Source organism: Mediterraneibacter catenae (genome assembly GCF_008691045.1).
GTDB lineage: Bacteria > Bacillota > Clostridia > Lachnospirales > Lachnospiraceae > Mediterraneibacter > Mediterraneibacter ornithocaccae.
On record NZ_VMSO01000006.1, the window covers coordinates 1 to 11,419 of the forward strand.

General features: G+C 48.3%; 15 protein-coding genes. 3 read left to right on the forward strand and 12 right to left on the reverse strand.

All coding sequences use genetic code 11. From position 1 onward, the window contains the following. The 4 genes from FNY66_RS16115 to FNY66_RS06015 form a co-directional block, all read right to left on the reverse strand. A partial coding sequence (locus tag FNY66_RS16115) for a helix-turn-helix domain-containing protein (protein ID WP_150310575.1) occupies positions 1–111 on the reverse strand: 111 nt, incomplete at its 3' end. A gap of 175 nt (positions 112–286) precedes the next feature. Further along, positions 287–1,129, reverse strand: coding sequence for a C39 family peptidase (locus FNY66_RS06005; RefSeq protein ID WP_229409456.1), 843 nt, complete (start codon positions 1,127–1,129; stop codon positions 287–289). Between the two features lie 142 nt (positions 1,130–1,271). Beyond that, a complete protein-coding gene (gene uraA / locus FNY66_RS06010) occupies positions 1,272–2,531 on the reverse strand; it encodes a uracil permease (RefSeq protein ID WP_087151609.1) in 1,260 nt (419 codons plus the stop codon). Positions 2,532–2,618: 87 nt separating this feature from the next. Then, positions 2,619–3,662 (reverse strand): dipeptidase, encoded by a 1,044-nt coding sequence (locus FNY66_RS06015; protein ID WP_150310576.1) that lies wholly within the window; start codon positions 3,660–3,662, stop codon positions 2,619–2,621. Positions 3,663–3,827: 165 nt separating this feature from the next. Between FNY66_RS06015 and FNY66_RS06020 the strand changes: the two genes are divergently transcribed. The 3 genes from FNY66_RS06020 to FNY66_RS06030 all read left to right on the forward strand — a co-directional run bounded on the left by FNY66_RS06020 (position 3,828) and on the right by FNY66_RS06030 (position 5,087). Next, positions 3,828–4,559 carry a gamma-glutamyl-gamma-aminobutyrate hydrolase family protein gene (locus tag FNY66_RS06020; protein WP_087151611.1) on the forward strand — a complete coding sequence of 244 codons (732 nt, stop codon included), beginning with the start codon at positions 3,828–3,830 and terminating at the stop codon, positions 4,557–4,559. A 29-nt stretch (positions 4,560–4,588) separates the two neighbouring features. Further along, complete coding sequence (locus tag FNY66_RS06025) at positions 4,589–4,771, forward strand: hypothetical protein (RefSeq protein ID WP_087151612.1); 183 nt, start codon at positions 4,589–4,591, stop codon at positions 4,769–4,771. A 67-nt stretch (positions 4,772–4,838) separates the two neighbouring features. Next, positions 4,839–5,087, forward strand: a complete 249-nt coding sequence (locus FNY66_RS06030; RefSeq protein ID WP_087151640.1) for a spore coat protein — start codon at positions 4,839–4,841, stop codon at positions 5,085–5,087. A gap of 54 nt (positions 5,088–5,141) precedes the next feature. On the opposite strand, the gene FNY66_RS06035 is transcribed toward FNY66_RS06030, so the two are convergent. From FNY66_RS06035 to yihA, 8 genes are all read right to left on the reverse strand, one after another. After that, on the reverse strand, positions 5,142–5,984 hold the full coding sequence (locus FNY66_RS06035) for an HAD hydrolase family protein (protein ID WP_150310577.1): 843 nt from the start codon (positions 5,982–5,984) through the stop codon (positions 5,142–5,144). A 27-nt stretch (positions 5,985–6,011) separates the two neighbouring features. Beyond that, positions 6,012–6,230 (reverse strand): hypothetical protein, encoded by a 219-nt coding sequence (locus FNY66_RS06040; protein ID WP_150310578.1) that lies wholly within the window; start codon positions 6,228–6,230, stop codon positions 6,012–6,014. 6 nt (positions 6,231–6,236) lie between these two features. Next, positions 6,237–7,043 carry an MBL fold metallo-hydrolase gene (locus FNY66_RS06045; RefSeq protein ID WP_150310579.1) on the reverse strand — a complete coding sequence of 269 codons (807 nt, stop codon included), beginning with the start codon at positions 7,041–7,043 and terminating at the stop codon, positions 6,237–6,239. A 105-nt stretch (positions 7,044–7,148) separates the two neighbouring features. Next, positions 7,149–8,525, reverse strand: coding sequence for an NAD(P)/FAD-dependent oxidoreductase (locus tag FNY66_RS06050; RefSeq protein ID WP_150310580.1), 1,377 nt, complete (start codon positions 8,523–8,525; stop codon positions 7,149–7,151). Positions 8,526–8,616: 91 nt separating this feature from the next. Further along, positions 8,617–9,315, reverse strand: a complete 699-nt coding sequence (locus tag FNY66_RS06055; protein ID WP_087151617.1) for a YczE/YyaS/YitT family protein — start codon at positions 9,313–9,315, stop codon at positions 8,617–8,619. Between the two features lie 102 nt (positions 9,316–9,417). Further along, entirely contained in the window at positions 9,418–9,579 is a 162-nt protein-coding gene (gene rd / locus FNY66_RS06060; protein WP_087151618.1) for a rubredoxin, read from the reverse strand. 101 nt (positions 9,580–9,680) lie between these two features. Next, on the reverse strand, positions 9,681–10,814 hold the full coding sequence (gene ytvI, locus FNY66_RS06065; protein WP_087151619.1) for a sporulation integral membrane protein YtvI: 1,134 nt from the start codon (positions 10,812–10,814) through the stop codon (positions 9,681–9,683). Between the two features lies 1 nt (position 10,815). Beyond that, a complete protein-coding gene (yihA, locus tag FNY66_RS06070; protein WP_087151620.1) occupies positions 10,816–11,418 on the reverse strand; it encodes a ribosome biogenesis GTP-binding protein YihA/YsxC in 603 nt (200 codons plus the stop codon). Between the last annotated feature and the right edge of the window lies 1 nt (position 11,419).

Here is an 11,419-nt window from a genome sequence, read left to right on the forward strand (position 1 = left end):
CCGTTCCCATTTGTTGACCGCCGGAGCGGATACCCCGAGACGCTGCGCCATCTGCTCCTGAGTAAGTCCCTGTTCTTTTCTCTTCCTACGTATTACTTCACCAACCGGCATACTTGTATCCTCCTCATTCTCTTTCACCCGCGCATATTTCGGCCATATACTTTCTTTCTACACACATTATACCAGCTCACAAATACACCTCACAACTGAACTGTCTTCACAAATACTGACAAAAAACTAACCGGCAGTTAAAACGGATAACTGCCGGTTATGCATTTATCTGATTTCAGGTTGTAAATACCCACAGATTATTGATCTGATACTCAAGCCTGCTGTAATCCCACAGCTTCCCGCTGCGTTCCCGGCTGTTCGGATCATTCACCCGGATCTTCCCGTCCTCAACTCCGGTCAGCACGACAAAGTGCCCTGTCGTCGTAAAATCCCCCGGTCTCATGCTGCATATGATAGGGTGACCATTCTCCAGCGCTGTAAGGACCTCGCTCTCACTCAGCCCCATCTCCTCTCCGTATATCCCGAACTGCCGCGCTCCCTCTGTCATCAGAGACCAGCTTGTGCCGGAGTCTCCTGCATAGTAACCGTTTTCCGCTGAGAACTGCGCGACTCTATAGGGAGTGATCGTATTATCTCCGGTCAGCCCCGCCGCCACCATTGAGATCACGGTCGGTCCGCATCCGTTGATCGCGATCATATCGTCTGCATAATACGCATAACCCCAGCGTTCATCCCACTGGAGAAGGAGGGGAATCTCCCCCTGTGTGACGTCGCCGACTGTCTCCGCGGGTGCCGCGTCCTTCTTCTCCGGATATCCCAGCACAAAATCCACCGTCTCTGCATTGCCTTCCAGCAGTTGTATCAGTTCCTCGGGATACTGGTCTTTATGAGCCATCACTTCCCAGACTTTCGGGTTTGTCAGCGCCATTACCCCAAGCTTTCCCTTTCCAGTGATCATATCCTTAGCCCACAGAACCGCTGTAATCATAGGAAAAATCAGCGCGACACAGAAAATACCTTTTATGATCCTGCGTATTCTGTGTCTCTTCCTTCTTTTACCTCGTCGTTCGGTCCGCCTTCCCGTATACCTGCTGTTACTCTCCCATTCTTCCCTCATAAGGGCGTCGCCTCCTTTTCACATAAGGGAATTATATCTTCCCTTTTCGGCGTTTTTTTTGAATGGATTCTTAATATTTGCAGATATTATTTTTAAGAAAAAATTAGCGCCGACATATGCCGGCGCAGTTTCAATCATTCATTTAATCATCTCTGTCGTTCGTAAGGTTCAGTCTGTCGAAGATATAGAACATCAGTCCCATCAGCATGCCGACCACGCACGCCAGCACCATTCCGGTAAGCTCGATACTTCCGAACTGTACCGTAATGCCGGACAGGCCGACAACGAAGATAACAGAAGTCATAGCCATATTCCTTGACTTATTGTAATCCACCTGAGATTCCACCAGAATGCGGATACCCGAAGTACCGATCATACCGTACAACAGGAAGGAAATGCCGCCGATGACCGGACCGGGGATCGTGTTGATCAGCGTCGTCATCTTCCCGATGAAGGAACAGATGATGGAGAGTACTGCAGCCCCACCGATCACGTATACGCTGTACACTTTCGTCATCGCCATGACGCCGATGTTCTCCCCGTAGGTTGTCGTCGGCACGGAACCGATCAGACCGGAGAGCATGCTTGAGAAGTTATCCGCAAAAAGTGAACGGTGAAGCCCCGGATCTTTTAACAGATCCCGTCCCACAATCTTGCTGGTAACGATCTGGTGCCCGATGTGCTCCGATGTAATAACAAGCAGCACCGGTATGAGGATCACGATCGCCTCCCACTTAAACTTCGGAGTGGAGAAATTCGGGATAGAAAAGAGCGGAGCAGCTGCAACATCCGAGAAATCCACGATGCCGCAGACAAGCGCCGCAACATATCCGGCGATGATGGCGATCAGAATCGGAATGACCGACAAAAAGCCGCGGAATAGGACGGAACCAAGTACTGCTGTCAGAAGAGTTACCAGAAATACGATCACATTTCTGACATCAATCACTTCTTCTGTAAGTTTGGCATTGGATGCCGCTGTTCCTGCGAGTTCAAGGCCAATCAAAGCCACGACCGGCCCCATAGCCGCGGGCGGGAGCACCACGTCGATCCAGTCTGAACCGAACTTATATATAATGAGCGCCAGTACGCATCCGAGGAATCCGACCACGACGAATCCGCCCAGAGCATACTCATATCCCCACTTTGAGATGACAACGCCTGCCGGTGCCAGAAATGCGAAACTGGAACCAAGGTACGCCGGCGCCCTTCCTTTTGTGATCAGGATAAAGAGCAGTGTGCCAACTCCGTTCATGAACAGTACCACCGCCGGGTTGATACCAAACATAAAAGGCACAAGCACCGAGGCGCCGAACATTGCGAACATATGCTGAATGCTTAGAGGCGCCAGCAGTTTAAAGGGTACTTTCTCATCTACCTGAATGATTCTTTTGTTTTCCATGTAAGTCCTCCTGTTTTCTCATTCTCATCAGTAACCTTATACATTCTACCATACTATGGGAGTATGGAAAAGATAATTCTGTCCTCATCACCGCCATACTTCTCGGATCACCCTCATCACATTCCCATATGCGATCTTATCAAGCTGCCGCGGCGTGATGCCTTTCTTCCTCATCGCATCCCACACCTTTTCAATGTCTTCCACACCGCGAATGCCCTCCGGCAGAGAAGCAGGCTCAAATCCGTCAAAATCCGTACCCAAGGCGACGGCATCCTCACCGGCTTTTCGTATCATCCATACAGCGTGATCCGCTATGTCCTCCACGGACGCCCTGCGGCCTGCGTTCATCTGGCTGTCTGCCTGTATTCCGCGTCCTTTTCTCAGAAACTCAGAATAAAAATTAAGACCTGCCACACCGCCCTTCTCCCCGAGGGCCCGCAGCATCTCATCACTCAAGTTGCGGGGATGCGCGCAGATGCTCCTTGCATTTGAATGTGAAGCGGCAACCGGCGCCCTGCTGTGCCTGATGCAGTCCCAAAAGCCGCCGTCAGACAAATGGGACACATCGACGATCATACCGAGAGTATTCATCTTTTCCACCACTTCTATTCCAAATTTACTGAGTCCTTTCTCCATTATATTTCTATTCCGGCTGTTGGGAGCTCCAATACAGTTCACATAGTTCCAGGTAAGAGTTACAAGGCGTATTCCCAGTTTATACAAATTCTCCAGTCTGGAGAGCTGCCCGTTCAGGACGCCTCCCTCTTCTAAAGTGAGGATGCCTGCCACTACATCTGTCATCCTGCTGTTCTCCTCTCGCATCCTGATATCTGCCGCCTTCCCGACAATCAAAAAATCCCCGTCCGTCCCGGCTTCCTCATGCGCCAGTGCGATCATATCCAGCACAGCCTGATACGCAGTGTCCCAGCATCTTGTACCATCAGCCCTGTCTCCATATTCAGCCGCATTTACATAGCAAGCAAAAAACTGTGCCGATGCTTTTGCTTTCTTCAGCCGTTCTATGTCTACAGAGAGATGATTTCTTTCCAGACTCTCTTTTGTATTTTCATCTGTTTTCATTTGTTTTGCAATCTCACTCAGCGTGTCACAGTGCATATCAATCCATCTCATACTGTGTTCACCTCTTGATAAATAATTATATAAATTTGTCCCCGCAATCCTGATGCTGACAAATTACTCTTTCTAATATTATGTATAAATCGCTGTTTTCTTACATACTCTATCATACATCATAACAGCCTGACGGTATAAAACAAAAGGAGATAATGAGAACCTATGGAACCGAAGATCGGAATCGTTGTATGCGGCTTTACACAGAACCGCCAGTTCGTCACCAACCCGTATATCCAGTCAATCCGCTATGCAAAGGGCTTACCGCTCGTACTTCCTATTGTAAGGAGCGACCGGCTGCTCGACGAGTATACCGGGCTGTGTGACGGCTTTCTATTCTGCGGAGGAGATGACATTACTCCGCTCCTGTTTGGCGAAGAGCCCCGGAAAGGAAACGGAAAAACTAATGTCACCGTAGATCTCTTTCAGATCCGTCTTATGAAAAGAGTCTTAAACTCGCGTAAACCTGTCTTCGCCATCTGCCGGGGAATGCAGGTCATGAGCGTTGCCTGCGGCGGTACGATCTGGCAGGATCTGTCACTGATCCCCGGAAAGACCATCGACCACATGCAGCAGACTACAGCGCGCGGTGAGGTGAGCCACCGCATCCGGACAGAAGAAAACAGCCGTCTCAGAAAATATATCGGTTCATGCCTTTTTGTCAACAGCTTCCACCATCAGGCTGTCAACTCTCCCGGAAAAGATGTCTTCGTGAGCGCCCGCGCCCAGGACGATACTATAGAAGCTGTCGAAATCAGCAGCCATCCCTTCGCGATCGGCGTACAATGGCATCCGGAATGTATGTACCGCACTTCTCCGGAAATGCGCGGACTTTTTCACGAATTCGTCTTCCATTCACTCATAAATGAGAAAGATTCCGGGCATACTAGCCTCTGAATTCATTTATAACAAGGAGGGTAATAACAATGTCGGAAATTTCAATTCTTGATCTTCAGAATCTGCGCCATCTCATCGGCGGCTATTCAACTACGCACTGCAAGATGACAGACTACGCTGCAAAGGCCGAAGATCCGGAAATCAAAAAACTGTTTCAGGATGCAGCAGACTCTGCTATGAAAAACAAGCAGGAGCTTATGAAATTCCTGTAACGCAATGATAACAGCTTACCGAATCAGACACCGAAACAAAGAAAAATTATATCAGCGAGGTATCATAATGGACGAAAAGACAATGGTCGCCGACGCCCTGGTCGGCATAAACGGAGAACTGAAAATGTTTGGAGACATGATTCCCCAGACTGAGAACAAAGAACTGAAACAGTGCTTAAAACAGATTCGTAACCAGTGCGAAATGTCACAGGAGAAAATGTATGATGCAGCCAGAGAACGCAGCTATTACGTTCCGGCTGAAAAAGCAACACAGGCGGAGATCGATCATGTAAAATCGATCGTACAGGCTAAATAGTTGATTGGGGACGTAGTAAAATCGGATTTTACTACGTCCCTGTTCACAGTTTTTTCACAAAATATATTTTTCGATTGCTCTTGCCGCGCCATCACGGCTGTTTGTATCCACGACATGATCCGCCTGAATCTTCAACTTGTCTACTGCGTTCCCCATAGCAATCTTAACCCCGGACGATACAAACATAGATAAGTCGTTTTCTCCGTCTCCGATACAGGCTATCTCTTCCTGCCTGATTCCCAGATGATCCGCAAGCGCCGAAAGAGCATTTCCCTTTGAGGCGTTCTTCGAATATACCTCTACATATATCGGCGTATATGCAGCATGAAGAGCCGGATACTCGTTTAAGACAGAACGCACCTTGCTTTTTGCTCCCGGGGCGAGGAAATAGAACTGGAATTCTTCTACCTGACAGTTATTTTGGCTGATAAACTCTTCCATATCGCGTACGCAATAAACACCTTTTGCATCTTTCCCATATATCGCAAGACCTGCAGCGGTAAGAAAACGTCCTTGCAGAAGGTAGCGGTGCCGGACATGTGAGGCAATTCCCAGCCCTTTCCCGCGGCACTTTTGAAGAAGAGACTTCGCATCCTCATGCGGCACTGATGCGCGGAAAATCGTCTTTCTCTCCCGGATATCTGTCACCCTTGCACCGTTCGAACTGATCACATACCGGAACAGTCCCTCATTTGCATGGTCGTCAGACGTACCTGTCTTCCTCAGAATCCCCGCCGCCAGCCTGTGAGGGATACATTCCAGATTGCGCCCTGTAGTCGGTACGATGATGACTCCTTTCCCGGCCGCTTTCCTGAGTGCGTAAAGTGTTCTGTCTGTCATACGGCTGCGCCCGTCCAGACAGGTGCCATCCATATCAACTGCAAGTAATTTTATCATAATGTCTCCTTATTGTACTTCCTGCTGTCAGTCTCTGACCTCACTTTTGTCGATCAGATCATACAGATCATACATGGAAAGCATGTTCTGATATGTCATTTTTCTCGCAAAAAGCTGCTGGTATGTCACTGACTTCATCTTGCCCCTTTCTTTTAGTTCATCCATCTCTCTGACGATGCTTCCATATTCCGTCTGCACTGCGGCAAGCATCTTTTCAAACTGTTCCAGACGTTTTTCATTATCCATGATTATTTAATCCCCCAGCTCAATTGTTTCCAGATCATCCGGTACATATAGATTCCCGCAGAAATACCGTCCGCCCTCAGCAGTATATCTTTCCTTTCTCGTGCCCATATCCGAATCCTCCGTATGGTAAAGCACCAGGTTTTCCGCATGGAGCATTTCTGCTGCCGTACATGCGTCTTTTACTGTTGAATGATGCTTCTCATACGGATTATACTGTTCCGCTTCCGAATCAAGGCAGAACGCCTCGTGGAGCAGCCATTTGCATCCCTGCACATACATACGCTCCGATTCATTATAAGGCTCATCACCGCAGCAGACCAGTTTATCCGTTTTATTCAGATAGATTGCAAAGCCGTGCTGCTTTGTCTTTGTAGAATGTATATTGAAAAATGTCGTCTTATGACCGATGATCTCATACACGTCTCCGTCGCACACCGGGACAAAACGAATACGTTCCCCGATAAACTCCGCCTCTTTTTTCGAGAGGAGCATGTGCGACATATCGTCCAGGATACAGAGAACTTTTTTATGCCCGTATATTCGGACTTTTCCGTCGTAACGGCCGCGCTTCATCGCCTGAACCGCCATGCGGATCATCCACATAACGCCAAGGATATGATCCATATGCTTATGTGTGACGAAAATGTCATGAATATCCTGCCAGTCAATCCCGGCATCTTTGAGCTGCTTCAGGATTCCGCTGCCGCCCCCGCCGTCCACAAGGAAATGCCTGTTCTTATCACTGAGCACAAAACATGTATTGTAGCATTCTGTTACTACGGCTTTCCCGGTTCCGAGCATTGTCAGTTTCATCGCCATTCTCCTTTCTGCGTCAGATCTGTCATTCTATCCGGTATCAGTCTGTTTTCTGTCCGAGTCTTCCTGTGTTTGTCTCTCTGCAGCAAATACGGCACTTCGTCACCGTACATTTTCCGCGATCTCTCTTGCAACATACACTCCGCTCGCCGAAGCATGAGACAGCGAATGAGTTACACCGCTGCCATCTCCGATCACATAAAGACCTTTGTGGATTGTCTCAAGATGCTCATCGAGCTGTACCTCCATATTGTAGAACTTCACTTCCACACCGTAAAGCAGTGTATCGTCGTTGGCTGTACCGGGCGCAATTTTATCCAGCGCATATACCATCTCAATTATTCCGTCAAGAATACGCTTCGGAAGTACAAGGCTTAAGTCTCCCGGCTCCGCAGAGAGCGTCGGACGCACAAACCCTTCTTCAATCCTCTTTGCCGTACTCCTTCTGCCCCTGATGAGATCCCCGAATCTCTGTACGAGAACTCCGCCTCCAAGCATATTGGAAAGCCGTGCGATACTCTCGCCGTATCCGTTGCTGTCTTTAAACGGCTCTGAGAAATGCTTCTCCACCAGCAGGGCAAAGTTCGTATTCTCTGTCTGTTTCGCAGGGTCTTCATAGCTGTGGCCGTTGACCGTAACAATACCGTTCGTATTCTCATTTACAACGATACCATAAGGATTCATACAGAATGTCCTTACTTTATCCTCAAATTTTTCCGTCCGGTATACGATCTTGCTCTCGTATAACTCATCTGTCAGGTGCGAGAATATCACTGCCGGAATTTCGACCCTCACGCCGATATCCACACGGTTGGATTTCGTCGGAATATCCAGTCCTTCGCAAATCTTCTCCATCCATTTGCTGCCGCTTCTGCCCACAGACACAATACATTTCTCACATTCAGCTGTATCACCAGCACTTGTCACTCTGTAGCCTTTGTCAATTTTCTCAAGACTGTCCACACGGCAGTTGAAATGAAACGCCACTTTTTCCTTTAATTCTTTGAAAATATTCTCCAACACGACATAATTAATGTCAGTTCCGAGATGGCGCACCGAAGCATCCAGAAGTTTGAGTTTGTTCTGCATACAGAGCTTTTTGAATTTTGTCCCTGCTGTAGAATACATTTTCGTACCTTCTCCGCCATAGCGCACATTGATCTCATCAACATAATGCATCAGGCTGATGGCAGTGTCCTTCCCTATATATTCATAGAGCGTGCCGCCGAAATCATTGGTGATATTATATTTTCCGTCTGAAAACGCTCCTGCACCGCCAAATCCGCTCATAATCGCACACGTCTTACAGTTAATACAGCTCTTTACCTTCTTTCCGTCAATCGGACATTTTCTCTTCTCCAGCGGATTCCCCGACTCGTATACCGCCACCTTAAGCCGGGGCGCTTTCTGCATCAGTTCATATGCCGCAAATATTCCGCCCGGTCCTGCTCCGATAATGATTACATCATACTTATTCATCTATATTTTTCCTTTCCCACCGGCAGCGCTCTGCCTGCACAAATCTTCCGGTGCCTTCTCTATCTCATTATATTGACGTCACGGATCTCAGCTATGATGCCTGCGGATTGTTCTGCACTGTACTTTCCTCGTGAAGCACTGCCTGTACAGCTTTCTTTGTCTTAGGCAGCCAGAACTGTACCAGCGGACCTGTGAGAAACACTGCCACTACTGTGCCCGCTCCCACTGTGCCGCCCAGGATAAACCCAAGCACAACAAAGAACAGATCGCATCCCACTCTCACCCAGCGGAACTGCACACGTTCGATCTTATCCGACAGGATAACCGCCACCAGATCGTTTGGCCCTGTGCCTGCATTGCTGTTGATCACGATCGACATTCCTGCCGAAAGGATCACGCACCCGAGCACCATACTGACGATGCGTACAGCCATCTGTGCTTCGCCGTTTATATACTCTCCCAGTCCCCATGTGAACAGATCAATAATCGGTCCGCCGCAGAAGGCACAAACTACCGTTCCCGGTTTCACATATCCTTTCGTCGTCAGGAGCATTACGATCATCAGGATGCACAGCACAATCACATGCACTGTCCCAACCGTCAGGCCGAACACTCTGGACAATCCCTGGATAAATACTGTAAAAGTATCTGTTCCGAGTTCAGATAAGAGAAACAATGTTACGCCAAGATGGGCAATCGTCAGTCCTATCAGAAGTATGATCAGCGCCTTGGCCCATCCGGCCGCGCTTCTCCCCGATGTATCCGAGGCAAATTTTTCTTTTTTTCCCATATCACAATTTTCCTCCGGGCGTATCGCACAAAAAATCTGCCGCCCCATTCCTCCGCAAAGGTCCGTGGGACGGCAGTCTTACTTCTTCTTATCAAGTGGGGATTATTCAACTTCTGAAAACTGATCTTTTCCCACACCACACAGCGGACAGAGGAAATCTTCCGGTACATCTTCCCATTTTGTGCCAGCCTCGATGCCGTTGTCCGGATCGCCTGCTGCCTCATCATAAATGTATCCGCATACGTCACATACATATTTTTTCATATTCTGCTACCTCCTGTGATCACTATAATTATTCTGTATTTCGTCTTTTAATATACAGGTAATTTACCCTTTAATCATAATAGCATACCTCTGCGGCTTTTTCAACGTTCTTTTGGCTCTTCCCTGAGTCCCAGTATTCCGTCCACAAGGATCTTCACATCATCGAAAATATAATCGAACGCTCCTGCCTGGCACATATTGATGAGCACCATACCGATCGGCACTGCGAGGATCATCCACAGAATACCGCCCATGCGGTAGCCGATATAGAGCAGAAAGAGCGTGACCAGCGGATTTAATCCCACACTGTCGCCCACAAGTTTCGGCTGAAGAAGCTGATGGACTGCCTGTGTGATCACATAGATAACTATAAGCGCGACCGTCATCTTGTAGTCTCCCATGAAGAATTCGTAGACAGCCCATGGGATCATAGCTGTTCCCGTCCCAAAAAACGGAAGAAAGTCCAGAAAAGCGATCAAAAATGCCACGAGGACAAAGTATCCTGTGCCGAGGATGCCCAGTCCCACAAGCAGGATCAGGAATACGATCCCCATGATCTTAAACTGGGCTTTGAAATACCCGCCAACGGCATACCTCAGATTGTCTATCACGAGAGTCATTCTTTTCTGTACAGACTCCGGAGAGACTCTTTTCATCCAGGCCAGTACCTCCTCGCGCTCAACGATAAAGAAATAAGCAGAAAGCACAGCCACAATGAATGAGATCAGATAATATGGCACACTCTTGGCAATATTTCCAGCAGCCATAACGGTCGGTTCGCTCATATTTGAGACCAGGTTGCCCATATACTGATCCAGATTCTGGACTACCGTCTTCCAGCCGTTCTGGATACCGGTCGGAAGACGCTCGAAAATACCCGAGAGCGTATCACCGATCTGACGCAGCCCGATTTCAAGCTGGGCATACATATCCGGGAAATTCCGGATCAGATCGCTGATTTCCGATGCCAGCCGGCTGATACCAAAATAGAGAGCCAATATGATCGCTGCCAGCACAAGGATCACGATAAGGGCCGAACCCAGCTTCTTGACGATCTTAAGTCTCTTTTCCAGCCAGTTGACAAGGGGAGACGCGATTGCCGCAATGATCCACCCGATTACAAACGGCATGAAAAAACGAATCAGATTCCATCCTATGACTACAAATGCTACAGTGGCGAGCAGGCTGAACAGCAGCCGCAGCGCCACCTGCCAGTACGGACGACTATTTTCCATCCTATTCCTCCACAGTTACGCCAAAACATTCATTTTCGATCAGTTCCCAAATCTCGTCTTTTCCCTGTTTTGTCGCCGATGAAAACGGGATTACTTTTGTGCCGGGGACAAGAGCGAGACCTTCCTTTATCATTTTAACATGTTTCTGTACCTGTGAGCGTTTTATTTTATCGAGTTTTGTTGCAATAATGACCGGCTGGTATCCTTGTTCTACCACCCACCGGTACATCATTTTATCATTGGCAGACGGATCATGACGGATATCAATGAGCAGGAACACTGCTTTGAGCTGCTTGGAACTGTGCAGATACCGCTCGATCATCTTCCCCCACTGCTCTTTCTCTTTTTCCGATACTCTGGCATACCCGTAACCGGGCAGATCCACCAGATAAAGCTCATCATTGATATTATAGAAATTGATCGTCTGTGTCTTGCCGGGAGTCGCCGAAATGCGCGCATACGCTTTCCGGTTCATAAGAGTATTGATCAGCGAGGATTTCCCTACGTTGGATTTCCCGGCAAATGCCACTTCCGGTTTATCGTTTACCGGCAGGGTACTTGTGACCCCGCACACTGTTTCCAGATTAATACTTCTGATTACCATA

Bases quoted from the DNA above. Each gene is read 5' to 3' on its own strand.
- FNY66_RS06005 (WP_229409456.1), bottom strand. From the start codon at position 1,129: ATGAGGGAAGAATGGGAGAGTAACAGCAGGTATACGGGAAGGCGGACC.
- uraA (WP_087151609.1), bottom strand. From the start codon at position 2,531: ATGGAAAACAAAAGAATCATTCAGGTAGATGAGAAAGTACCCTTTAAA.
- FNY66_RS06015 (WP_150310576.1), bottom strand. From the start codon at position 3,662: ATGAGATGGATTGATATGCACTGTGACACGCTGAGTGAGATTGCAAAA.
- FNY66_RS06020 (WP_087151611.1), top strand. From the start codon at position 3,828: ATGGAACCGAAGATCGGAATCGTTGTATGCGGCTTTACACAGAACCGC.
- FNY66_RS06025 (WP_087151612.1), top strand. From the start codon at position 4,589: ATGTCGGAAATTTCAATTCTTGATCTTCAGAATCTGCGCCATCTCATC.
- FNY66_RS06030 (WP_087151640.1), top strand. From the start codon at position 4,839: ATGGACGAAAAGACAATGGTCGCCGACGCCCTGGTCGGCATAAACGGA.
- FNY66_RS06035 (WP_150310577.1), bottom strand. From the start codon at position 5,984: ATGATAAAATTACTTGCAGTTGATATGGATGGCACCTGTCTGGACGGG.
- FNY66_RS06040 (WP_150310578.1), bottom strand. From the start codon at position 6,230: ATGGATAATGAAAAACGTCTGGAACAGTTTGAAAAGATGCTTGCCGCA.
- FNY66_RS06045 (WP_150310579.1), bottom strand. From the start codon at position 7,043: ATGAAACTGACAATGCTCGGAACCGGGAAAGCCGTAGTAACAGAATGC.
- FNY66_RS06050 (WP_150310580.1), bottom strand. From the start codon at position 8,525: ATGAATAAGTATGATGTAATCATTATCGGAGCAGGACCGGGCGGAATA.
- FNY66_RS06055 (WP_087151617.1), bottom strand. From the start codon at position 9,315: ATGGGAAAAAAAGAAAAATTTGCCTCGGATACATCGGGGAGAAGCGCG.
- rd (WP_087151618.1), bottom strand. From the start codon at position 9,579: ATGAAAAAATATGTATGTGACGTATGCGGATACATTTATGATGAGGCA.
- ytvI (WP_087151619.1), bottom strand. From the start codon at position 10,814: ATGGAAAATAGTCGTCCGTACTGGCAGGTGGCGCTGCGGCTGCTGTTC.
- yihA (WP_087151620.1), bottom strand. From the start codon at position 11,418: ATGGTAATCAGAAGTATTAATCTGGAAACAGTGTGCGGGGTCACAAGT.